General features: G+C 50.4%; 17 protein-coding genes, 2 rRNA genes and 1 pseudogene. 7 read left to right on the forward strand and 13 right to left on the reverse strand.

The window, feature by feature from the left end; genetic code table 11:
- Positions 1-44: 44 nt before the first annotated feature.
- The 4 genes from fabY to typA all read right to left on the reverse strand — a co-directional run bounded on the left by fabY (position 45) and on the right by typA (position 4,221).
- The gene (fabY, locus tag HP572_RS19895; RefSeq protein WP_240584128.1) at positions 45-986 is read right to left on the reverse strand and encodes a fatty acid biosynthesis protein FabY; all 942 of its coding nucleotides are present in this window, start codon (positions 984-986) and stop codon (positions 45-47) included.
- Positions 987-1,121: 135 nt separating this feature from the next.
- Complete coding sequence (gene dtd / locus HP572_RS19900) at positions 1,122-1,559, reverse strand: D-aminoacyl-tRNA deacylase (protein WP_010281657.1); 438 nt, start codon at positions 1,557-1,559, stop codon at positions 1,122-1,124.
- A gap of 64 nt (positions 1,560-1,623) precedes the next feature.
- The gene (gene yihX, locus HP572_RS19905; protein ID WP_205551862.1) at positions 1,624-2,235 is read right to left on the reverse strand and encodes a glucose-1-phosphatase; all 612 of its coding nucleotides are present in this window, start codon (positions 2,233-2,235) and stop codon (positions 1,624-1,626) included.
- A 162-nt stretch (positions 2,236-2,397) separates the two neighbouring features.
- Entirely contained in the window at positions 2,398-4,221 is a 1,824-nt protein-coding gene (gene typA / locus HP572_RS19910) for a ribosome-dependent GTPase TypA (protein WP_010298147.1), read from the reverse strand.
- Positions 4,222-4,590: 369 nt separating this feature from the next.
- On the opposite strand from typA, the gene glnA reads away from it, so the two are divergent.
- The 4 genes from glnA (at position 4,591) to HP572_RS19930 (ending at position 8,954) form a co-directional block, all read left to right on the forward strand.
- Positions 4,591-6,000 carry a glutamate--ammonia ligase gene (glnA, locus tag HP572_RS19915; protein WP_014913638.1) on the forward strand — a complete coding sequence of 470 codons (1,410 nt, stop codon included), beginning with the start codon at positions 4,591-4,593 and terminating at the stop codon, positions 5,998-6,000.
- 217 nt (positions 6,001-6,217) lie between these two features.
- The gene (gene glnL, locus HP572_RS19920; RefSeq protein WP_010298136.1) at positions 6,218-7,267 is read left to right on the forward strand and encodes a nitrogen regulation protein NR(II); all 1,050 of its coding nucleotides are present in this window, start codon (positions 6,218-6,220) and stop codon (positions 7,265-7,267) included.
- A gap of 8 nt (positions 7,268-7,275) precedes the next feature.
- Positions 7,276-8,688, forward strand: a complete 1,413-nt coding sequence (gene glnG, locus HP572_RS19925) for a nitrogen regulation protein NR(I) (RefSeq protein ID WP_010298133.1) — start codon at positions 7,276-7,278, stop codon at positions 8,686-8,688.
- Between the two features lie 143 nt (positions 8,689-8,831).
- Positions 8,832-8,954, forward strand: coding sequence for a YshB family small membrane protein (locus HP572_RS19930; RefSeq protein WP_015842303.1), 123 nt, complete (start codon positions 8,832-8,834; stop codon positions 8,952-8,954).
- Positions 8,955-9,012: 58 nt separating this feature from the next.
- Here the strand turns inward: HP572_RS19930 and hemN are convergent, their stop codons facing one another.
- The 3 genes from hemN to yihI form a co-directional block, all read right to left on the reverse strand.
- On the reverse strand, positions 9,013-10,386 hold the full coding sequence (gene hemN / locus HP572_RS19935; protein ID WP_240584129.1) for an oxygen-independent coproporphyrinogen III oxidase: 1,374 nt from the start codon (positions 10,384-10,386) through the stop codon (positions 9,013-9,015).
- Positions 10,387-10,531: 145 nt separating this feature from the next.
- Positions 10,532-10,708 carry a hypothetical protein gene (locus HP572_RS19940; RefSeq protein ID WP_164669126.1) on the reverse strand — a complete coding sequence of 59 codons (177 nt, stop codon included), beginning with the start codon at positions 10,706-10,708 and terminating at the stop codon, positions 10,532-10,534.
- 3 nt (positions 10,709-10,711) lie between these two features.
- The gene (gene yihI / locus HP572_RS19945) at positions 10,712-11,266 is read right to left on the reverse strand and encodes a Der GTPase-activating protein YihI (RefSeq protein WP_240584130.1); all 555 of its coding nucleotides are present in this window, start codon (positions 11,264-11,266) and stop codon (positions 10,712-10,714) included.
- A 203-nt stretch (positions 11,267-11,469) separates the two neighbouring features.
- Between yihI and yihA the strand changes: the two genes are divergently transcribed.
- Positions 11,470-12,105, forward strand: a complete 636-nt coding sequence (gene yihA, locus HP572_RS19950; protein ID WP_029367904.1) for a ribosome biogenesis GTP-binding protein YihA/YsxC — start codon at positions 11,470-11,472, stop codon at positions 12,103-12,105.
- A 415-nt stretch (positions 12,106-12,520) separates the two neighbouring features.
- Here yihA and polA read toward each other — a convergent pair whose 3' ends face one another.
- The 4 genes from polA to HP572_RS19970 form a co-directional block, all read right to left on the reverse strand.
- Positions 12,521-15,310 carry a DNA polymerase I gene (polA, locus tag HP572_RS19955; RefSeq protein WP_240584131.1) on the reverse strand — a complete coding sequence of 930 codons (2,790 nt, stop codon included), beginning with the start codon at positions 15,308-15,310 and terminating at the stop codon, positions 12,521-12,523.
- Positions 15,311-15,688: 378 nt separating this feature from the next.
- Positions 15,689-16,312, reverse strand: coding sequence for a thiol:disulfide interchange protein DsbA (dsbA, locus tag HP572_RS19960; protein WP_010281626.1), 624 nt, complete (start codon positions 16,310-16,312; stop codon positions 15,689-15,691).
- A gap of 24 nt (positions 16,313-16,336) precedes the next feature.
- The gene (locus HP572_RS19965) at positions 16,337-17,323 is read right to left on the reverse strand and encodes a serine/threonine protein kinase (protein WP_240584132.1); all 987 of its coding nucleotides are present in this window, start codon (positions 17,321-17,323) and stop codon (positions 16,337-16,339) included.
- A 78-nt stretch (positions 17,324-17,401) separates the two neighbouring features.
- Positions 17,402-17,671, reverse strand: coding sequence for a YihD family protein (locus HP572_RS19970; RefSeq protein ID WP_005968263.1), 270 nt, complete (start codon positions 17,669-17,671; stop codon positions 17,402-17,404).
- A gap of 212 nt (positions 17,672-17,883) precedes the next feature.
- Here HP572_RS19970 and mobA point away from each other — a divergent pair, with 212 nt between their 5' ends.
- Positions 17,884-18,462: a molybdenum cofactor guanylyltransferase MobA gene (gene mobA / locus HP572_RS19975; RefSeq protein ID WP_212768791.1), complete on the forward strand. Its 579-nt coding sequence runs from the start codon at positions 17,884-17,886 to the stop codon at positions 18,460-18,462.
- Positions 18,452-18,971 (forward strand): annotated as a pseudogene (gene mobB, locus HP572_RS19980) (molybdopterin-guanine dinucleotide biosynthesis protein MobB). Before mobA ends, mobB begins: the two are co-directional and overlap by 11 nt.
- 46 nt (positions 18,972-19,017) lie before the next feature.
- On the opposite strand, the gene rrf reads toward mobB, so the two are convergent.
- Together rrf and HP572_RS19990 are read right to left on the reverse strand one after the other, a co-directional pair.
- Positions 19,018-19,133: ribosomal RNA gene (rrf, locus tag HP572_RS19985) — 5S ribosomal RNA — on the reverse strand.
- A gap of 139 nt (positions 19,134-19,272) precedes the next feature.
- A 23S ribosomal RNA gene (locus HP572_RS19990) occupies positions 19,273-22,178 on the reverse strand.
- Positions 22,179-22,386: the final 208 nt, after the last annotated feature.

The following is a 22,386-nucleotide window of genomic DNA, read 5'->3' on the forward strand; positions in this document are numbered from 1 at the left end:
GAATAGCGTCATAATATTTGGCTCTCATAATGCTTAGCCGTGAGTTAATCTACCTCTGATCCACCCTCTTCTAGCGGTGCATCCGGTTGGGCAGGCAGCACGATATAAACCCCTTCGAACAACGCCCCTTTATTGTCATCACCAAAGAGCTCAACATTGAGCTGCACGCGCGCCTTACGCCCACGCGCGAGACGATCCAGATCGCCACTCAGCGACCCTAAATCAGCGATAGCGTTTGGTCGGCCACTCACCGGCGTACTGTAACGAATGTGCGCATCCGCCAGAATTATCGTGCCACCGAGGTGCCGTTCACGCAGCAACAGCCAGATTAATCCCCACCCGGTGAGCGTAGCGAGAGAAAACATGCTGCCGGCAAAAAGCGTGTGATGGGGATTCTGGTTGCCCGTTTCGGGCATGGTGGTAATAAATTGCTTTCCGGTGTACTGGCTTATCCGCACCCCCATTTTTTCACTCAGTGGAATGTGCTCGTACCACGCCTGCTGCAGCTGTCCGCACCAGTCAGGACGATGCAAAATATCATCCAGCGTCGCCACTGGTTTAATCATCAGGAAGTGCCGCACGGGTGTGGTTTGTGGCGCGGTGATCTCCCCCTGATTAACAAAGCCCAGCTTGGAGAAGAAATCCATTGCGTCTTCACGGGCGCTACAGACCACGCGCTTGACGCCTTCCTGACGCGCAACAGACTCCAGGGTAATCGCAAGCAGCGTGCCTAGCCCTTTCCCTCGGACGTCAGGATGAACGGCTAAAAAGCGGATTGCCGCTTCATTATCTGCATTGATAGAAAGACGCCCAATCGCGACCAGCCTTCCCTGCTCATCCACCACCGTTTGGTGATGTGCCAGAGCATCGTAAGCATCACGCTCAGAACCCAGCGGCTGGCGTAGAGGTTTACGCAGCATTTCCCAGCGAAATTGATAGTACGCATCCAGTTCTTCCGCGCTTTCAGGTACTCTCAAATGATACATAACCCTTCCTCTATACCGAGATGCCTCATTGCATCGGGGTTCATAAGATCGGACCACTGACAAATTTATGTCACGAAACGACAGTGGTAATAGCACTTCACAACGATAGCGTTACAACACCATGACGTTACAACCCTATGTCTGTAGCCAGAACGTCACCGGGCCGTCATTCACTAATGCCACTTTCATATCCGCAGCAAACTGCCCTGTTTCCGTGTGAACGCCTTGCTCACGACACTGTCCGACAAAATACTGGTAGAGGCGATCGGCCTCTGAAGGATGCGCACCGCGAGAAAACCCAGGCCGCATGCCACGCTGCGTATCAGCCACCAGCGTAAACTGCGAAACCACCAGCACATTGCCACCAGCCTGACGAACATTGAGATTCATTTTCCCGTCATCGTCACCGAATATGCGGTAACCCAACACGCGCTCGCAGAGTCGCGTGGCTTTTTGTTCGTCATCGCCCTGCTCAACGCCCAGCAGGATCAGTAAACCTTTATCGATTTCCCCAACCACACTGCCTTCTACCGTAACACTGGCGCTGGATACTCGCTGAATTAGCGCAATCATAAAACCCGACTACTCCTGATGTCATCATTCCCAATAGAGGCGATGTCCGCCCCTGCGATATAAATCATGCTTTAGCCGTCGTCGCCTGCATGGCGAAAAAATCCGGTACTACCTGACGATCGGTCACCAGAATGCTGTGAATACCCAGGCTTTGGGCCGCATCGACGTTCGCGGCATTATCGTCAAAAAAGACGGCTTGCGCAGGCGAAACACCTTCCTCTGTCAGAACGTATTGGTAAATCGCCAGCTCCGGCTTACGTAATCCAATATCTTGTGACAGGTAGAGTCTGTCAGCCGCCGTTGCCACTTCTGGGAATAGCGCAGGCCAGTGTGAACAGTGGAGACGATTGGTATTCGACAGAATCACCACGCGGTGCCCTTCCTGACGCAGGCGCTGCATGATGTCGATAACCTCAGGACGCAACGCGACAAAAATAGCCTGCCAGCCAGCGGTGAATTGTTCGAAGCTCAGGGCGATGCCCATTTCCTGACACAGTCTGGCAGCAAATTCCTCGTCGCTGATCTCACCCCGCTCATGCTGTTCAAACGCTTCGCCCATGACAAAACGCTCTTGCAACGTCGCGAGCGGCGCGCTGCTCAGATTACTCCAGACACCCAATACTCTATTGAAATCAATATCTATGACGACATTGCCTAAATCAAAGATATACAGCATGGCAGTGACCTCCTGACGTAATCGTAGGATTTTCACTGTAGCGGGAAATGAAGAAACTGAACAGGGAGGAAATCTAAAGGAAAGGTTAAAGTGGAAGAAAGCGCATAAAATTCAGGGCACCCGAAGGTGCCCTGTTGCGTAACAAGACAAATCCGTCTGAAATTAGACGTCTTTGCTGCCGCGGCTAGCGCGTTTACGATCGTTTTCGGTCAGGTGACGCTTACGAATACGGATCGACTGCGGTGTAACTTCAACCAGTTCGTCGTCATCGATGAACTCCAGCGCTTGTTCCAGAGACATTTTGATCGCCGGAACCAGTGTGGTTGCTTCATCGGTACCCGATGCACGCATGTTGGTCAGTTTCTTACCGGTCAGACAGTTTACTGTCAGATCGTTAGAGCGTGAGTGAATACCGATGATCTGGCCTTCATACACTTCTGCACCGTGTCCGAGGAACAGCTTACCGCGATCCTGCAGGCTGAACAGCGCAAACGCGACAGCTTTACCCTGACCGTTAGAGATCAGTACGCCGTTCTGACGCTGGCCGATTTCACCTGGACGCACGTCATCGTAGTGGCTGAACGTGGAGTACAGCAGACCGGTACCAGACGTCATGGTCATGAATTCGGTACGGAAACCGATCAGACCACGAGCAGGGATCAGGTAATCCAGACGGATACGACCCTTGCCATCTGGAATCATGTCTTTCACATCACCTTTACGCTCACCCATGGCTTGCATGACTGAACCCTGGTGCTGTTCTTCGATGTCCAGCGTTACGTTTTCAAACGGCTCTTGGTTACGACCGTCGATAACGCGGTTGATAACTTTCGGACGTGATACGGCCAGTTCAAAGCCTTCACGACGCATGTTTTCAATCAGAACTGACAGGTGCAATTCACCACGGCCAGAAACGCGGAACGCATCAGCGTCTTCGGTTTCGTCAACGCGCAGGGCAACGTTGTGTACCAGCTCTTTGTTCAGACGCTCCAGAATCTGGCGCGACGTAACATACTTACCTTCTTTACCGCAGAATGGTGAAGTATTGACGTTGAAGAACATGGTAACGGTAGGTTCATCGACGCTCAGTGCTGGCAGCGCTTCGACATTCTGCGGATCGCAGATGGTGTCGGAAATGTTCAGCTCGCCCAGACCGGTGATCGCGATGATATCGCCCGCTTCCGCTTCAGTCGCGTCGATACGCTCCAGACCCAGGTGAGTCAGAACTTTACCGACTTTACCGTTACGGGTTTTGCCTTCGCTATCAACAATAGTGACTTGCTGGTTAGGCTTAACTTTACCGCGCTTGATACGGCCGATACCGATAACGCCAACATAGTTGTTGTAGTCCAGCTGAGAGATCTGCATCTGGAACGGCGCATCCATCTCAACCTGAGGCGGAGAAACGTGATCGACAATCGCCTGATACAGCGGAGTCATATCTTCCGCCATGTCGGTATGGTCGAGACCCGCGATACCATTCAGCGCAGAAGCATAAATGATCGGGAAATCCAGCTGCTCGTCAGTCGCATCCAGGTTCACGAACAGGTCGAATACCTGATCGACAACCCAGTCAGGACGCGCACCAGGACGGTCAACTTTGTTGATAACAACAATTGGTTTCAGACCGTTGGCAAATGCTTTTTTGGTCACGAAACGCGTTTGCGGCATCGGGCCATCCATCGCATCAACAACCAGCAGTACCGAGTCAACCATCGACATTACACGCTCAACCTCGCCGCCGAAGTCGGCGTGTCCCGGGGTATCTACGATGTTAATACGGTAGTCTTTCCAATTAATGGCGGTATTTTTTGCGAGGATGGTAATTCCACGCTCTTTCTCCAAATCGTTGGAGTCCATTACACGCTCGGTTGCTTCGACACGTTCACCGAACGTTCCGGATTGTTGCAACAGCTTGTCAACCAGGGTGGTTTTCCCATGGTCAACGTGCGCAATAATGGCGATGTTACGCAAATTTTCGATCACAGCTTTGCCTCAGGCATTTAGAAATAGCGCGCTATTGTACACGTATTAATCGAGGGACTAAACAAGATCACAAGCATCTATGATAAACAACCTAGAGCTGCCTGCTTTGTGATCCCTTTCACGGTGCAAAAGCGCTACAAGCGAACATGAATGCACCAAATAAGTGCAATAATTCACATATGAAGCACCATTTTGGTGCTTTAGACTATAATGGTGCAGTGGGTTTACGTGAGAAAGCCCCAAGGGGCAACACATTGCACACATTTAAAAAGTTGGCACACTTTTAGCTTTAGTCTACTCACGGCAACAACATCAATCCACAACGATATTCGTTCCACGACGATAAATGACCAATCGGGAGAACCAAGTATGTCCGCAGAACATGTTTTGACGATGCTGAATGAGCACGAAGTGAAGTTTGTTGATTTACGCTTCACTGATACTAAAGGTAAAGAGCAGCACGTCACCATTCCGGCTCATCAAGTCAATGCCGACTTCTTCGAAGAAGGTAAAATGTTTGATGGTTCCTCGATTGGCGGCTGGAAAGGTATTAACGAGTCAGACATGGTTCTGATGCCCGATGCCAGCACCGCAATGATCGATCCGTTCTTCGAAGATTCTACACTGATCATTCGTTGTGACATCCTCGAACCAGGCACGATGCAAGGCTATGACCGCGACCCGCGTTCTATCGCGAAACGTGCGGAAGATTTCCTGCGTTCTTCCGGCATTGCCGATACCGTCCTGTTCGGGCCTGAGCCAGAATTCTTCCTGTTCGATGACATCCGTTTCGGCAGCAGCACTTCCGGTTCCCACGTTGCTATCGACGATGTCGAAGCGTACTGGAACTCCGGTAAAGCATACGAAGGCGGTAACAAAGGTCACCGTCCAGGTCTGAAAGGCGGCTACTTCCCAGTTCCACCAGTCGATTCATCACAGGACATCCGTTCTGCTATGTGTCTGACCATGGAGCAAATGGGTCTGGTTGTTGAAGCTCACCACCACGAAGTGGCTACCGCTGGTCAGAACGAAGTGGCTACCCGCTTCAACACCATGACCAAAAAAGCTGACGAAATTCAGATCTACAAATATGTCGTGCACAACGTGGCTCACGCCTACGGTAAAACCGCGACCTTCATGCCAAAACCAATGTTTGGTGATAACGGTTCTGGTATGCACTGCCACATGTCTCTGTCTAAAGACGGCACTAACCTGTTCGCTGGCGACAAATACGGCGGCCTGTCTGAAATGGCGCTGTTCTACATCGGCGGTGTTATCAAGCACGCTAAAGCTATCAACGCCCTGGCGAACCCGACTACCAACTCCTACAAGCGTCTGGTCCCAGGCTACGAAGCCCCAGTTATGCTGGCTTACTCTGCCCGTAACCGTTCTGCTTCAATCCGTATCCCAGTGGTTGCTAGCCCGAAAGCACGTCGTATCGAAGCGCGCTTCCCGGATCCAGCTGCTAACCCGTACCTGTGCTTCGCTGCACTGCTGATGGCTGGCCTCGACGGCATCATCAACAAAATCCACCCTGGCGATGCAATGGACAAAAACCTGTACGACCTGCCGCCGGAAGAAGAAGCAGAGATTCCAAAAGTTGCAGGTTCTCTGGACGAGGCCCTGGCTGCACTGAACGAAGACCGCGAGTTCCTGACCCGTGGTGGCGTGTTCACCGACGACGCTATCGAAGCGTATATCGAACTGCGTAAATCTGAGATTGACCGCGTTCGCATGACGCCGCACCCAGTTGAGTTCGAACTGTACTACAGCGTCTAATAACGACAGCGTCTAATCTCTACCTCGGCGTGGTTGGGTGTGCTGATACCCGACCATGACCGATAAACAACAGAATACTAAGAAGTTTGTTTTTGTTGCCGTGGAAACGCTTCAGCCCATCTTCGGATGGGCTTTTTTCACCACCGGCATTGGCCGTTGCGACGTAACATCCATCATTCACACTACAATGCACCACGACGGTGCGGGAGTCTGCGTTATGGCAACAGGCACGCTGCCCGATGCTGGGCAGATCCTAAATTCCCTGATAAACAGCATCTTATTGCTGGATAACGATCTGGCGATTCACTATTCAAACCCGGCAGCACAGCAATTACTGGCACAAAGTTCGCGTAAATTATCCGGCACGCCGCTGCCCGATTTGCTGGGATATTTTTCTCTGAATATCGATTTACTGCGTGAAAGTCTGGATTCAGGACAAGGTTTTACGGATAACGAAGTCACCATCGTCGTAGATGGCAAAGCGCACATCATGTCGCTCACCGCTCAGCGGGTACAAAACGATTTTATCCTACTGGAAATGGCGCCGATGGATAACCAGCGCCGCCTCAGTCAGGAACAGCTTCAACATGCACAACAGCAGGCCGCCCGTGATTTGGTCCGGGGTCTGGCGCATGAGATAAAAAATCCGCTTGGCGGATTGCGTGGTGCCGCACAGCTGCTTGCTAAAGCACTGCCCGACCCGGCATTGACGGAATATACCAAAGTCATCATTGAACAGGCGGATCGCCTGCGTAATCTGGTTGATCGCCTGCTGGGGCCACAGCAGCCTGGCCTGCACGTCACCCAAAGCATTCATCAGGTCGCCGAACGCGTTTGCCAGCTTGTCTCACTGGAAAAGCCAGATAACGTGACGCTGGTGAAAGACTATGACCCCAGCCTGCCAGAGCTGACGCACGACCCCGATCAAATTGAACAGGTACTGCTGAATATTACCCGCAACGCGCTACAGGCGCTGGGCGAGGAAGGCGGGACGATTACGATACGTACCCGCACGGCTTTTCAGCTCACACTACACGGTGTGCGTTATCGTCTTGCCGCTCGTATTGATGTGGAAGATGACGGCCCCGGCGTACCTGCTCAACTACAGGACACCCTGTTTTACCCGATGGTGAGCGGACGCGAAGGGGGCACGGGTTTGGGGCTTTCCATCGCCCGCAGTCTTATCGATCAACACTCCGGTAAAATTGAATTTAACAGTTGGCCAGGACACACCGAATTCTCGGTTTACCTGCCCATTCGCCAGTGAGGTTCACAATGCAACGAGGGATAGTCTGGATTGTCGATGACGATAGCTCCATCCGTTGGGTGCTTGAGCGCGCGCTTGCTGGTGCGGGTCTAACCTGCGCAACGTTTGAGAACGGAAATCAGGTACTGCATGCGCTGGCGACACAAACGCCTGACGTTCTGCTGTCCGACATCCGTATGCCAGGGATGGATGGATTAGCGCTTTTACAGCAAATCAAACAGCGCCACCCGATGCTCCCGGTCATCATTATGACGGCACATTCCGATCTGGATGCCGCCGTCAGCGCTTATCAGCAGGGTGCGTTCGACTATTTGCCGAAGCCATTCGATATTGATGAAGCCGTTGCGCTGGTTGAGCGCGCGATCAGCCATTATCTGGAACAGCAGCAGCCAGTACGCAACCAGCCGATCAACGGCCCGACAACGGACATTATCGGCGAAGCCCCCGCGATGCAGGATGTCTTTCGCATCATCGGTCGCCTGTCTCGCTCGTCGATCAGCGTACTGATTAACGGCGAATCGGGAACCGGTAAAGAGCTGGTGGCACATGCCCTGCATCGCCACAGCCCGCGTACCAAAGCCCCTTTTATCGCGCTGAATATGGCGGCCATTCCTAAGGATCTGATCGAATCAGAACTGTTCGGCCATGAAAAAGGCGCGTTTACGGGCGCAAACCAGATTCGTCAGGGCCGCTTTGAGCAAGCCGATGGCGGTACGCTATTTCTGGATGAAATCGGCGATATGCCGCTAGACGTACAAACACGTCTGTTGCGCGTATTGGCAGACGGACAGTTTTATCGCGTCGGTGGCTATGCCGCGGTAAAAGTGGATGTTCGTATTATCGCGGCAACGCACCAAAATCTTGAACAGCGCGTGCAAGAAGGCAAGTTCCGTGAGGATCTGTTCCACCGCCTGAATGTGATCCGCGTCCATCTGCCGCCGCTGCGCGAACGCCGAGAAGATATCCCCCGTCTGGCGCGTTATTTCTTGCAGGCCACCGCCAAAGAACTGGGCGTCGAGCCGAAGAATCTGCATCCAGAAGCGGAAACGGCGCTAACCCGTTTACCGTGGCCCGGCAACGTGCGCCAATTGGAAAATACCTGCCGCTGGTTGACAGTCATGGCCGCCGGTCAGGAAGTGCTTATTCAGGACCTGCCGCCTGAACTGTTCGAGACCACTGCACCGGATTCAACCGTGCATATTCTGCCGGACAGCTGGGCCACGCTGTTAGCACAATGGGCCGACCGCGCGCTGCGTTCCGGTCATCAAAATCTGTTGGCAGAAGCACAGCCGGAAATGGAAAGGACGTTGCTGACAACGGCACTGCGACATACGCAGGGGCATAAACAGGAAGCGGCAAGATTGCTGGGATGGGGCAGAAATACCCTGACGCGTAAATTAAAAGAGCTGGGAATGGAGTAGCAAGATTGCTTTTTTATTGCTCAATTGTTAACAAACAAACGGGTGATAAAAAATACAATCTGGCGCACGAAATTGTCATTAATTTGTACTTTACTTGCCTCGAGTCAGCAGTATGATCGTGTCGCTGATTCGGGAGGAACACCATGCTGGATTCATTGATTTCCGTTGCAACACATGGCGCTGAAATTGGTTCTGCGGCAAGCCATTCGCCGCAGGCTGCTATTGCCGCCGTTTTGTGTGCTGCACTGATTAACTTCTTTAGTTAATCCAATAAGCGTTCGAGAACAGCCAGTCGGTGCAAACATCGACTGGCTGTTTTTTTGACTAAATCACGCGGGAAAATTGCTGTGTTCTGAGCTTGCTACGTAGATAAACGTCAAAGCACATACAGATATTGCGGATCAGTAACCGTCCTTTCGGCGTCACCACCAGCCCGTCCTCCTGACTCTCGACCAGCCCATCGGCCACCAGCGGAGCAAGCAGTGCTAAATCCTGCTCAAAGTAGGTTTTAAAATCGATAGCATATTCCGCCTCAATGGGCGCATAGCTGAGCTGGAAATTACAAATGAGCGTCTTAATCACATCGCGGCGGAGGCAGTCATCACGCGTCAGCTGTAACCCACGCCACAAGCCATTCCCTTGGTCTTTGACCTGCGCATAATACTGCTTCAGCTCTTTCTGGTTCTGAGCATAGCTATCACCGATCATACTAATCGCCGAAACGCCCATCCCAAGCAGATCGCTATCGCCCTGCGTCGTATAGCCCTGGAAATTGCGATGCAGTTTCCCTTCTCGCTGCGCCACCGCCAGTTCATCGTCCGGGCGAGCAAAGTGATCCATACCGATAAACTGATAGCCCGATTGCGTCAGCGACCCAATCGTCTGTTGCAGAATGTCCAGCTTTTGCTCGGCGCTCGGTAAATCCGCTTCTTTAATCTTGCGCTGTGCGGCGAACAGGCTGGGTAAATGCGCATAGTTAAAGACGCTAAGCCGATGCGGGCTTAATTCCGCAACGCGCTGTAGCGTAAAGGCGAAGCTTTCCGGCGTTTGTTTCGGCAGGCCGTAAATCAAATCAATATTGGTTGAGGTGAAGCCCAGCGCTTTTGCCCGTTCAATAAGGGCAAAAATAAAGTCTTCATCCTGCTCGCGATTGACCAGCTTCTGAACGTCTTTATTAAAATCCTGCACGCCCATACTCAGGCGGTTAAACCCTTCAGCACGCAGATGATCGAGGACGTCCAGCTCAATTTCTCGCGGATCGACTTCAAGCGACAGCTCAGCCTGATCGGAAAAAGAGAACAGCTCGCGCAGCAGCGACATTAGTCGGCTGATTTGTACTTTATTCAGATAGGTTGGTGTACCGCCACCCCAATGCAATTGCGTCACCGTTCGTCCGGCGAATAGCGGCGCACGCTGGCGGATTTCCAGCTCCAGCACATCAAGGTATTCATCCGCTTTATGCTGCTGGCGCGTAACCAGCTTATTACAGCCGCAGAAATAGCACAGCCGATGGCAAAAAGGGATGTGGATATACAGCGACAGCGGTCGCTGCGGATAACGGGCAATGGCCTGCTGAAACGCCGGCTCATCGTAAGCTTCACTGAATTCTAACGCTGTGGGATAAGACGTATAACGCGGCCCAGAATAGTTATATTTTTGAATCAGGGCCAGATCCCAGTCAACGGACGGTATCGACATATTCGCTCACTCCTTCCAGTTTTTACTCGGTGGGTTATCCTTCCCCTCCTTCAGATCACCAAAAATGGCGTTCAAAAACGTTTCCTACGTTTTGTTACTCGTCTCATCCTTGAGACTCGCCCTAAGGGCCGTCACGTTGTGACGTTCAAAAACGCTCCCGGCGTTTTTGTCTTGGGCGTAGGCGTCGCACCTGATTCATGCGCCCGTTAAACAGGGCGCGGTGCAACCGATGCTTACGCTTCGACAATAGCCATAGTTTACTGAACAGACAGAGCAGATAAAACGCAACCAGCAATATCAGGAACAGAAACAGCCATTTCATTGATTAGAACGTGTCTTTCGGGTTATTACGTTTCAAAAGCTGCAACATATCTTCCTGCGGCTCTTCTTCGTCATCATCACCCAGCTCAATTCCAAGCTCTTCCATCAGGATGTCGATACGATCCAGCGTTTCATCAACCCATGACTGATCTTTGGCGCTTAGCGTCTCGCCGCTATCCAGACGATCCAACAAGGCATCCAGGCGCGCATCGTTTTCTAACATTTCCAGCTCTTCTTCCAGCGACATTGTCGGCTTCGCAGCAACGACTTTTTCCACAGGTTCAGAAGGCTTCGATTTAGGCTTCGGCTTAGCCACAGCGCTGTCTAACACACCAAGCTGTACCGGCTTTTTGCTGCCGATACGCGGATCGACAGCTTTACGCTGACCAGAACGCTGATCGTTGGACGCTTTTTCCTGAGTTCGGCTGCCCGACGCGTTGCCACGATGCTTTTTATCTTTTTTCCGCTCGCGCGCTTCACGCTCCAGCTCTTCGCGGGTCTTTCTTTTTACTTTGGGTTTCCCTGCCTTATCGGCAGCCCCTTTGACAGGTCGGTTCATAATATTGTTCTCAGGTACACAGATATAAGGGAAGTGCGGCGGAATCTAGCAGAAAGCCCGCGAATAAAAAAGCGTCCACATCAGACAGCTGAGCTTTTCTTTTCGCATCAGTCTGCTGCATTTCACGACAGATAAAGCCGCCTTTATTGTCAGTTACAGGTATAATCCCCAACCAGACAGAGATCCAGATAGAGATAACCATCGTGACCCAGCAATATAACTACCACATGACGCGTTTTATCATCAGCGCCCCGGATATTCGCCATCTGGCAACAGATAGCGGTATTGAAGTGGCCTTTGCTGGGCGCTCTAATGCCGGAAAATCCAGCGCACTGAACACGCTGACCAACCAGAAAAACCTGGCACGAACGAGTAAAACGCCGGGCCGTACTCAGTTGATTAACCTGTTTCAGGTGGTAGACGGCGTGCGTTTGGTTGACCTTCCCGGCTATGGCTATGCCGAAGTGCCGGAGCAAATGAAGATCAAATGGCAACGTGCGCTCGGTGAATACCTGCAAAAGCGTAACAGCCTTAAGGGTCTGGTTGTGCTGATGGATATTCGCCATCCGCTGAAAGATCTCGATCAGCAAATGATTCAGTGGGCTGTTGATGTCCAGCTTCCAGTCTTAGTGCTGCTGACCAAAGCCGATAAGCTGGCTTCAGGCGCGCGTAAGACACAGTTGAACATGGTTCGCGAGGCTGTCTTGCCATTTATGGGTGATATTCAGGTCGAAGCATTTTCGTCACTGAAAAAGCTCGGCGTCGATAAACTACGGCAGAAATTGGATAACTGGTTCAGCACGTTGGAACACGCTGAGGAAGAACAAGAAGCAGAGTAATCCTTTCGCGTGGTGCAGAGTATCATCACTCGCATCACGCCCCCGCTTTCCCGCAATGATCGCCCACCAGAAACGTTCTTTTCACACACGAAACCGTGCTTACATGTTGCTGTCTGCTACACGGCTACCGGCGTTTTGAGGGTAAAAACTCTGGATAAAGCCCATAAAAAACGCCCCGCTCAAAACTGAGCGGGGCGGCTAATATTCAGCCAAATCCGATTACGTGAAGTAAAAGGTCTGAAAGATAGAACATCTTACCTCTGTACCCTACGTCTTTAACTCTACCCTATTTTTTCACGGGAACAAAGGCTTTTTTGTTGTTTACTTTCATAGAAAATGGTTATCGATTACACAAAGTTAAACCAGGTCACACAATACTGTTATTTAATTACAGAAATAGCGCAAGAATCGGCCATTAATGTGCTTCATCCCAGTTCATGCCCGTACCGATGTCTACCTGTAACGGAACATTCAATTGCATACAACCTTCCATTAATGCTTTGATTTTACTAATGGATTCTTCAATAACCGAATCATGAATCTCGAAAACCAATTCATCGTGAACCTGCATGATCATCTTCACCTTCGGCGTGTCTTTCTGTAGCCAATCGTCAATCGCGATCATTGCTTTCTTAATAAGATCAGCAGCGGTGCCCTGCATTGGGGCGTTAATCGCCGCACGTTCTGCGCCTTTACGCGCCATCGCATTACGAGAATGGATATCAGGCAGATAGAGACGGCGACCGTCAAGCGTGGACACATAGCCATGCTCTGCGGCCTGTTGGCGCGTCCGCTCCATGTAATCCTGCACACCCGGGTAACGCTCAAAATACAGGTTCATGTATTTCTGCGATTCGCTACGGGGAATATTCAACTGGCGCGACAGACCAAATGCGCTCATGCCGTAGATCAGACCAAAGTTGATCGCTTTCGCACTGCGACGCTGTTCCGATGTCACCTTATCCAATGCGATGCCAAATACTTCTGACGCCGTTGCCCGGTGGATATCCAACCCGTTAGCAAACGCGTTCAACAGCCCTTTATCACCGGATAAGTGCGCCATGATACGCAGTTCGATTTGCGAGTAGTCCGCCGCAACAATGCTGTAGCCCTTCGGTGCAATGAATGCCTGACGAATACGGCGCCCTTCGTCATTACGCACCGGGATATTTTGCAGGTTCGGATCGCTGGAGGACAAACGCCCGGTCGCGGTAACAGCCTGATGATAAGACGTATGAACACGCTTCGTCGCCGGATTGATCATCAGCGGCAGCTTATCGGTGTAAGTAGATTTCAGCTTGGCCAACCCACGATATTCCAGGATCAACTTCGGCAGAGGGTAATCCAGCGCCAGTTCAGCCAGCACTTCCTCATTGGTTGACGGTGCGCCTTTTGGCGTTTTCTTCAGAATCGGCAGCTTTTGTTTTTCATACAAAATACCCTGTAGCTGCTTGGTCGATGAGAGATTGAACTCTTCGCCCGCCAGCTCATAGGCTTGTGTTTCCAGCTCTGCCAGACGGATTGTGAGCTCTTTTGAGTGCTCCGCGAGAATAGCAGGATCGATCAGTACGCCTGTACGCTCGATGCGGGATAAAACCGGCACCAGCGGCATATCAATAGTCTGGAAAACCTGGCACAGATCGGCATGCGGCTGGAGTTTCCCCCAGAGCTTCTGGTGCAGATGCAGCGTAACGTCCGCATCTTCGGCTGCATAAGGCCCAGCCTGTTCCAGCGCAATCTGATTAAACGTCAGCTGATTTTTTCCCTTACCCGCGATCTCTTCAAAGGTAATGGTTTTGTGGCTCAGATAGCGTTCGGCCAGGCTATCCATATCGTGGCGGCCCGCCACGCTGTCGAGCACATAAGATTCCAGCATGGTATCAAACGCGATGCCGCGTAAATCGATGTCATACCGCTGCATCACGCCTTTATCAAATTTGAGATTCTGACCAATCTTAAGCAGCTTCTCATCTTCCAGCAGCGGTTTGAACAAGGCCAACACCTTGGTGCGATCCAACTGTTCCGGCGCATCCAGATAGTCATGCGCCAGCGGCAAATAAGCGGCTTCACCCGGCTTAATTGCGAATGACAGCCCAATCAGATTGGCGGTGAGTGTATCCAGCCCGTCGGTTTCCGTATCAAAAGCGAAAACTTCAGCCTGTTTTAAACGCTCAACCCAATCGAGCAGCGTTTTTTCATCAAGAATCGTGACATAACCGTCGGCAGAAAGTGTAGGCGCATTATCTTCTTCAGCAACTTGCTCAACCACCGCGTTACTCGCAGCCTGAACAGGCTGGCTGCTCTTTTTACCCTGCATCCAGATGCCTGATTCAACATCTGATAACCAGCGTTTAAATTCATAACGGGAAAAGAGACGATGCAGTTCATCCACATCCAGCTCGTTAACGGTGAGCTGATCGCAGCTAAGCTCCAGCTCGACATCCGTTTTAATGGTGGCTAGCTGATAAGAGAGATAGGCCACGTCTTTGTGCTGTTCCAGCTTCGGCGCCATGGTTTTCGCACCACGGAAGGAAAGCCCGGCAATCTTATCAAGATTGGCATAGAGCGAATCCAGCCCGCCGAGCCCTTGCAATAGCGCTTGAGCCGTTTTTTCACCCACGCCAGGTACACCAGGAATGTTATCTGATGCATCTCCCATCAGCGCAAGGAAATCGATAATCAGCTCAGGAGGAATACCGTACTTATCACACACTTCCTGTGGGCCAAGAATCGAGTTATTCATGGTATTAATGAGCGTCACACTCGGCGTCACCAGTTGCGCCATATCTTTATCGCCGGTACTAATCAGTACCGACTTACCCGCTTTTTCAGCCTGAACGGCGAGCGTACCAATCACATCGTCCGCTTCTACGCCGGAAACCGCCAGAAGCGGTAGCCCCATGGCTTTCACCATCTTATGCAGAGGCTCTATTTGCTCGCGTAGATCCTCCGGCATCGGTGGGCGGTGAGCCTTATAATTTTCGAACAGTTCATCGCGAAACGTTTTTCCTTTCGCATCAAAAACGACGGCAACGTGGCTGGGCTGATATTGCAACAGCAAACTGCGTAGCATATTCAGTACGCCATACATTGCACCGGTGGCTTCTCCCGCGCTGTTTGTTAACGGTGGGAAAGCGTGATAAGCACGATACAAATAGGATGAACCGTCTACCAGTATTAAAGGATTTTCTGCAATCTGAGCCATAGCCTGCCATGATCGTTGTGGTCTGTCATAGCGCTAAGCATGCCATAGGTCAGGGAAAGAGACGATCCTTAACGTGAGATATTGGCTGATTTTGCATGGATCCTCGCAAGATCTTCCTGTGGATAACTTTGTGAATAGTTTTATCCGCTTAATTGTTAATTTCCCCTATTATCTTAAGTTATTTTTTTATATCCATTAATTTCATGAAGTTATAATATAACCTGTTTATTTTTAAGGCGTGATAAACCGTCATCCAATTTGTGGATATAAACAAACAGATAAATAGATATTGCGAACTGATGAGATATAAAAGATAAGAAGATGAACCGCGGGAAGGTATAAAGTCATGCGGTTTTACCCGCATGACTTATTAAATAATTACTTCTTGGTAATGAGGAACTTCACCACGTCAGCGTACTGTTTTACATACCCATCCATTGAACTGGTATCAAGACCATCATTCTTGATCATATATTTACCGTTAACGAACATGGCTGGAACGCCGCGTAATTGTAAATCGGCGGCCGCTTTTTCCTGCTGGGCAACCAGAGATTTCACAACAAAGCTATTCAGAGCACCATCAAACTCTTCCGCACTCACGCCGGCTTTCACAAAGACTTCGCGAATATCTTCCGGTTTTTGTACAGTCTGTGTTTTCTGAACCGCATCAAACATCAGCGGGGTAATTTTATCTTCAACGCCCAGCGCCATAGCAACAGCCCATGCCTGCGTCAGGTTTTTACCCAATGGGCCCAGGAAGTCCACGTGATAACGTGTCATCTTCGTACCCTCTGGCAACGCTTTTTTTACTGCATCTGGAACGTGGTAAACCTGTTCAAATTGATAGCAGTGCGGGCAATAGAATGAGAAGAACTCAAGAACTTGAGGCTCTTGGGTTGCAGGTTTATCTAATTCTACATATTGCTTTCCGTCAGAAAACTCTGCAGCAGAAGCACTAAATGCCAGAACAACGCCAATCAGCGCAAGCCATAACTTTTTCATAAATTTAACTCTCTCCATTTAATTTCAGTACATTGGCATTAGCTGTAGAGGAGGTTCCTGCAACAGCTGAGTTTGCCCAATAAATATTGCCGTTTGCTTCAACCAGAAATCAGAATCCGTCATCCAGGGGAAATTTTTCGGAAAAGCGGGGTCTTCCCAGCGACGGGCAACCCAAGCTAAATAATAAACCTGCCGCATCGCGCGAAGAGGCTCAATCAGCGAGAGCTCTTTCTCCTGAAATTCCGCAAATTCGCTATAGGCTTCTAACAAGATATCCAGTTGAATACGTTGTTCACGACGGTCACCGTGCAACAGCATCCATAAATCCTGTATTGCCGGACCATTACGGGCATCATCCAAATCCACAAATAGCGGGCCATCACGCCACAAAATATTGCCTGGATGACAATCCCCATGCAGACGCAATGGTCGCCAGTCGTTATGCCAATAAGTTTCAACTGTATCAATCAGTTGACGGGTCGCTTGTAAAAAATCATGTCGATGTATTTTCGGTATTAGCGGACATGTCTCCAACAACCGATAAGATTCATGCAGGTATTCATTTACCCCGATCGTAGGACGCTCGGTGAATAACGATTTCTGCCCCGTCTGGTGAATCCGGCCAAGAAAACGCCCGACCCACTCTAGCTGGTCTTCATTATCCATTTCATACTGCCGCCCGCCCACGCTGGGGAATACGGCAAAATGAAATCCTTCATAGACATTCAGCGTCTGCCCATTAAGCGAGATGGGGGCGACAATAGGGACTTCATCTTCTGCCAATTGCTGGGCAAAAATATGCTCTTCCTGAATCTGCGCAGTGCTCCACCGTTCCGGGCGGTAAAATTTCACCACGAATCGTTTACGATCTTCATCCGCAAACTGGTACACCCGATTCTCATAACTGTTTAATGCTGTCAAACCAGAATCAACGCGCAGCCCAACATCCAGCAAGGCATCCATGATCAGATCGGGGAATAGAGTCTGGAAATTAAATATCGAACTATTCATCACGGTCACAAATGGTTAGAGGCGACGTAAGCGATATGCGTGCAATAGTTAGCATCATGAACGTGTTATTCCTTTCCACTAGTCTTTAATAACTCCCCGGGCACGAAGCAACGCTGTCTTAAAATCTTCTTCGTAGTCTTTCTTCAAACCGGGGATGACTTGTTCTTTATCTGCATCACGCATTTTTAGATGGTAAATAAGGATATCATCAGTCAGTTCATTTAACTGCCCCTCGAACCCCGCCTCCTGTGCAAGGTTTTGTAAAAATTGCACCAGATTTAAATCGGGTTCTTTTTGCCAGGCTGGGTGCAACAGTTCAATAAGTTCATTAACGCGATGACATTTCATTTTTTTCTCCTTAAAAACGATTTGTGCTCAATAAATTTCAAGATGCCGAAAGTCGCTTGAACGATATTGAGCATATAGTGATAAAAATAACAGCCTTGCGCACATGAGGAAAGAACTTGGTCTTCAGCGAAAGTTTTTAGAGAATAACGCATAGTTATTCCCTCAAAACATTCAGAACAGAAGAAAGTGAGCATAGATACTTGGAAAGTAAAATGATTACTGGCGTTATTCTCGCAGGCGGACGGGCAACACGCATGGGCGGGCACGATAAAGGTCTGATAGCACTGAACGGTGTGCCGCTATACCAGCACGTTCTGTCTCGGCTCAAAGCACAGGTCGATGAGGTTATGATCAGCGCTAACCGCAATCAGGCTGTGTATGCACAAAGTGGCTGCCGCATTATTGGTGACTTTGATGCAAGCTTTCCAGGTCCGCTGGCGGGTATTCTGAGTGGATTGCATGCCTCCCCATCCGAATGGGTCGTATTTGTCCCTTGCGATGTCCCTGCTCTCCCCTTCGATCTGGTGCACCGCTTGTGGCAAGCACGTGGGGAAGCAAATGCGGCTTATGCCACAGACGGAGAGCGTCCACATCCCACATTACTCTTAATTAATAGAAACCTTATTGGGCCGCTGGAAGCTTATCTGCATCTTGGAAACCGTAAGCTGATGCTATTTATGGAACAGGTTGGAGCAAACGCCGTTTCATTTAGCGAGCACCCTAAAGCCTTTCGCAATATGAATTCGCCTGAAGATTTATCCAATTGGGAGGATCAACACCGTGAATCCTAATCGTGTCCCCTTACTCGCTATTGTTGCTTATAGCGGTACAGGTAAAACGACATTACTTAAACACGTCATCCCGCTACTGACTAATCATGGTGTTCGAGTCGGACTCATTAAACATACACATCATCAGATGGATATTGATACACCAGGTAAAGATAGCTACGAGCTCCGTAAGGCAGGCGCAGCACAAACGATTGTTGCCAGCAGCCAAAGGTGGGCGCTGATGACAGACTCCTGATCAGGAAGAACCCAATATTTACGATCTAGCTGGGAAAATGGATGCATCAGCTCTCGATCTAGTGCTGGTTGAGGGATTCAAACACGAGAAGATCGCTAAAATAGCCTTGTTTCGCCAATCGTTGGGTAGAAAATTAAATGATTTGATCGATGAATACGTCATTGCGATTGCAGCGGATACAGAGATAGACACCCGGCTTCCTGTGCTCGATATCAATCAACCAGAACAGGTTGCTGCTTTTATCCGACAATGGCTCAAAAATAGCAATATATAGTACAAAAAGCCCTCGTCTTTCGACGAGGGCTTTCCACTTGTTTGATGCCTGGCAGTTCCCTACTCTCACATGGGGAAGCCCCACACTACCATCGGCGCTACGGCGTTTCACTTCTGAGTTCGGCATGGGGTCAGGTGGGACCACCGCGCTATCGCCGCCAGGCAAATTCTGTTTCATTCCAGCCGTTACTGTGCTGACCTTCTCTCTCTTGTCATCACACAACCACCAGAACCAATCTCTGAACAAGCTGAACATCAAAACACGTTTTTATGAGTCGCCCACAAAACACCTTCGGTGTTGTAAGGTTAAGCCTCTCGGGTCATTAGTACTGGTTAGCTCAACGTATCGCTACGCTTACACACCCAGCCTATCTACGTCGTCGTCTTCAACGGCCCTTCAGGGGCATCTAGTGCCCAGGGAAGACTCATCTCGAGGCAAGTTTCCCGCTTAGATGCTTTCAGCGGTTATCTCTTCCGCACTTAGCTACCGGGCAATGCAATTGGCATCACAACCCGTACACCAGTGGTGCGTTCACTCCGGTCCTCTCGTACTAGGAGCAACCCCTCTCAATCTTCCAACGCCCACGGCAGATAGGGACCGAACTGTCTCACGACGTTCTAAACCCAGCTCGCGTACCACTTTAAATGGCGAACAGCCATACCCTTGGGACCTACTTCAGCCCCAGGATGTGATGAGCCGACATCGAGGTGCCAAACACCGCCGTCGATATGAACTCTTGGGCGGTATCAGCCTGTTATCCCCGGAGTACCTTTTATCCGTTGAGCGATGGCCCTTCCATTCAGAACCACCGGATCACTAAGACCTGCTTTCGCACCTGCTCGAGCTGTCACTCTCGCAGTCAAGCTAGCTTATGCCTTTGCACTAACCTCCTGATGTCCGACCAGGATTAGCTAACCTTCGTGCTCCTCCGTTACGCTTTGGGAGGAGACCGCCCCAGTCAAACTACCCACCAGACACTGTCCGCAACCCGGATCACGGGTCCACGTTAGAACATCAAACATTAAAGGGTGGTATTTCAAGGTTGGCTCCACGCAGACTGGCGTCCACGCTTCAAAGCCTCCCACCTATCCTACACATCAAGGCTCAAGGTTCAGTGTCAAGCTATAGTAAAGGTTCACGGGGTCTTTCCGTCTTGCCGCGGGTACACTGCATCTTCACAGCGAGTTCAATTTCACTGAGTCTCGGGTGGAGACAGCCTGGCCATCATTACGCCATTCGTGCAGGTCGGAACTTACCCGACAAGGAATTTCGCTACCTTAGGACCGTTATAGTTACGGCCGCCGTTTACCGGGGCTTCGATCAAGAGCTTCGCCTTGCGGCTGACCCCATCAATTAACCTTCCGGCACCGGGCAGGCGTCACACCGTATACGTCCACTTTCGTGTTTGCACAGTGCTGTGTTTTTATTAAACAGTTGCAGCCAGCTGGTATCTTCGACTGATTTCAGCTCCATGAGCAAGTCACTTCACCTACCATCAGCGTGCCTTCTCCCGAAGTTACGGCACCATTTTGCCTAGTTCCTTCACCCGAGTTCTCTCAAGCGCCTGAGTATTCTCTACCTGACCACCTGTGTCGGTTTGGGGTACGATTTGATGTTACCTGGAGCTTAGAGGCTTTTCCTGGAAGCGTAGCATCGGTTACTTCATCACCGTAGTGACTCGTCATCACGCCTCAGTGTTAACAATGACCCGGATTTACCAAAGTCATCCACCTTCACGCTTAAACCGGGACAACCGTCGCCCGGATAACCTAGCTTTCTCCGTCCCCCCTTCGCAGTAACACCGAGTACAGGAATATTAACCTGTTTCCCATCGACTACGCTTTTCAGCCTCGCCTTAGGGGTCGACTCACCCTGCCCCGATTAACGTTGGACAGGAACCCTTGGTCTTCCGGCGTGCGGGTTTTTCACCCGCATTATCGTTACTTATGTCAGCATTCGCACTTCTGATACCTCCAGCAGCCCTCACAGGCCACCTTCGACGGCTTACAGAACGCTCCCCTACCCAACAACACCTAAGTGTCGCTGCCGCAGCTTCGGTGCATGGTTTAGCCCCGTTACATCTTCCGCGCAGGCCGACTCGACCAGTGAGCTATTACGCTTTCTTTAAATGATGGCTGCTTCTAAGCCAACATCCTGGCTGTCTATGCCTTCCCACATCGTTTCCCACTTAACCATGACTTTGGGACCTTAGCTGGCGGTCTGGGTTGTTTCCCTCTTCACGACGAACGTTAGCACCCGCCGTGTGTCTCCCGTGATAACATTCTTCGGTATTCGTAGTTTGCATCGGGTTGGTAAGTCGGGATGACCCCCTAGCCGAAACAGTGCTCTACCCCCGAAGATGAGTTCACGAGGCGCTACCTAAATAGCTTTCGGGGAGAACCAGCTATCTCCCGGTTTGATTGGCCTTTCACCCCCAGCCACAGCTCATCCGCTAATTTTTCAACATTAGTCGGTTCGGTCCTCCAGTTAGTGTTACCCAACCTTCAACCTGCCCATGGCTAGATCACCGGGTTTCGGGTCTATACCCTGCAACTTAACGCCCAGTTAAGACTCGGTTTCCCTGCGGCTCCCCTATACGGTTAACCTTGCTACAGAATATAAGTCGCTGACCCATTATACAAAAGGTACGCAGTCACCTAACAAGTAGGCTCCCACTGCTTGTACGTACACGGTTTCAGGTTCTATTTCACTCCCCTCGCCGGGGTTCTTTTCGCCTTTCCCTCACGGTACTGGTTCACTATCGGTCAGTCAGGAGTATTTAGCCTTGGAGGATGGTCCCCCCATATTCAGACAGGATGTCACGTGTCCCGCCCTACTCATCGAACTCACAGCTTGTGCATTTTTGTGTACGGGACTATCACCCTTTACTGTGCGACTTTCCAGACGCTTCCACTAACACACAAACTGATTCAGGTTCTGGGCTCCTCCCCGTTCGCTCGCCGCTACTAGGGAATCTCGGTTGATTTCTTTTCCTCGGGGTACTGAGATGTTTCAGTTCCCCCGGTTCGCCTCATGACACTATGTATTCATGTCATGATAGTGTGTCGAAACACACTGGGTTTCCCCATTCGGGTATCGTCGGGTATAACGCTTCATATCAGCTTACCGACGCTTATCGCAGATTAGCACGCCCTTCATCGCCTCTGACTGCCTAGGCATCCACCGTGTACGCTTAGTCGCTTAACCTCACAACCCGAAGGTGTCTTTGATAACTCAAAGTCACTGTTCGCGCTGCGATTATTTGAGAGACTCATTAACATACTGACACGCCATTCATACCCGCAGGCATCAATGCATGTTCAGCTGTCATGTTTCAATTTTCAGCTTGTTCCAGATTGTTAAAGAGCAATATCGTAAACATGACTCCGAAGAATCATCTTTAAGATATTCGTGA

Origin of the sequence: Pectobacterium sp. PL64, from assembly GCF_022477975.1 — a bacterium.
Classification (GTDB): domain Bacteria; phylum Pseudomonadota; class Gammaproteobacteria; order Enterobacterales; family Enterobacteriaceae; genus Pectobacterium; species Pectobacterium jejuense.

Coding starts and splice junctions, on each gene's coding strand:
- dtd (WP_010281657.1), bottom strand. CDS start 1,559: ATGATTGCGCTAATTCAGCGAGTATCCAGCGCCAGTGTTACGGTAGAA.
- yihI (WP_240584130.1), bottom strand. CDS start 11,266: ATGAACCGACCTGTCAAAGGGGCTGCCGATAAGGCAGGGAAACCCAAA.
- mobA (WP_212768791.1), top strand. CDS start 17,884: ATGATTACTGGCGTTATTCTCGCAGGCGGACGGGCAACACGCATGGGC.
- HP572_RS19965 (WP_240584132.1), bottom strand. CDS start 17,323: ATGAATAGTTCGATATTTAATTTCCAGACTCTATTCCCCGATCTGATC.
- HP572_RS19970 (WP_005968263.1), bottom strand. CDS start 17,671: ATGAAATGTCATCGCGTTAATGAACTTATTGAACTGTTGCACCCAGCC.
- glnA (WP_014913638.1), top strand. CDS start 4,591: ATGTCCGCAGAACATGTTTTGACGATGCTGAATGAGCACGAAGTGAAG.
- polA (WP_240584131.1), bottom strand. CDS start 15,310: ATGGCTCAGATTGCAGAAAATCCTTTAATACTGGTAGACGGTTCATCC.
- yihX (WP_205551862.1), bottom strand. CDS start 2,235: ATGCTGTATATCTTTGATTTAGGCAATGTCGTCATAGATATTGATTTC.
- HP572_RS19940 (WP_164669126.1), bottom strand. CDS start 10,708: ATGAAATGGCTGTTTCTGTTCCTGATATTGCTGGTTGCGTTTTATCTG.
- HP572_RS19930 (WP_015842303.1), top strand. CDS start 8,832: ATGCTGGATTCATTGATTTCCGTTGCAACACATGGCGCTGAAATTGGT.
- hemN (WP_240584129.1), bottom strand. CDS start 10,386: ATGTCGATACCGTCCGTTGACTGGGATCTGGCCCTGATTCAAAAATAT.
- fabY (WP_240584128.1), bottom strand. CDS start 986: ATGTATCATTTGAGAGTACCTGAAAGCGCGGAAGAACTGGATGCGTAC.
- glnG (WP_010298133.1), top strand. CDS start 7,276: ATGCAACGAGGGATAGTCTGGATTGTCGATGACGATAGCTCCATCCGT.
- glnL (WP_010298136.1), top strand. CDS start 6,218: ATGGCAACAGGCACGCTGCCCGATGCTGGGCAGATCCTAAATTCCCTG.
- dsbA (WP_010281626.1), bottom strand. CDS start 16,312: ATGAAAAAGTTATGGCTTGCGCTGATTGGCGTTGTTCTGGCATTTAGT.